General features: G+C 66.9%; 1 protein-coding gene. It reads right to left on the minus strand.

The window, feature by feature from the left end:
* Nucleotides 1-845, minus strand: an 845-nt coding sequence (locus MOV74_RS39295) for an AsmA-like C-terminal region-containing protein (RefSeq protein WP_246933001.1), incomplete at both ends; no start/stop codon positions are given.

Consider the following 845-nt stretch of genomic DNA (forward strand, 5'->3'; position numbering starts at 1 on the left):
CAATTGGAAAGCCCCTGCTGGATCAGATTGCCGATCGCCTCCCCGAGCCCGCCGCCGAGCAGATTGTTCTGGCCCGGCTGCTGGGTTTGCGGATTCGTATTGCCGGCCGCATTGCCGCCGGGCGGTGTGGCGGTGCCGCCGAGACCGAGGCTGCCCAGAATGTTGCCGAGCCCGGCGCCGTCAGGGCCGAACAGGCCCTTGCCCATCTCGCGCAGCTTGGCATAGGCGGCATCCGGATTGTCCAGCATGCCGGCCATATCAGGATAGATCCGAGGCTGCGACCAGCTGCCCTGGATCATCACGGGAATGCCGAAGCCGACCGGCTCATTGGCGCGGCCCTGGCCTTCGGTCGTCATCACCAGCTTCGGCTCGACGCGAAAGCCCATCATCTTGGTGTCGAGCGCGATGGTGCCGGCGCCGGTGACGCGGACCAGCGGCCCGATCAGATTGAGATCGGTCGTCACCGCCTGACCCTTGTCGATGCGGAACGAGGCCGAGAGCTGCGACAAATCCGTGCTCTGCTCCTGGCTGGGACTCTGGTTGTCCTGCCAGCCGGTCAGCGTGCCCGATGTCAGCGAGCGGATCATCTGCGCGACGTTGATGCCGCGGATGGCGCCGTCCTGGAAATTGACGAAGGCCGTGCCCTGCATGTTCGCCATCAGCGCGCGCTGGCTGGTGCCGGCGCTGCGCAAGGCGAGCTTGGCCTGCAGCTTGCCGTCGATGCGGTCGAATTCGGCAAGGCCCTGAAGCAGCGGCAGCGCGCGCACGCCGACGAGATCGGAATGCATGGCAAAGCTCGGCGCGCCGGTGGTCGCGTCCAGGATCACCTCGCCCGAGACCTGGCC

Origin of the sequence: Bradyrhizobium sp. SHOUNA76 (assembly GCF_023006445.1) — a bacterium.
Lineage (GTDB): Bacteria > Pseudomonadota > Alphaproteobacteria > Rhizobiales > Xanthobacteraceae > Bradyrhizobium.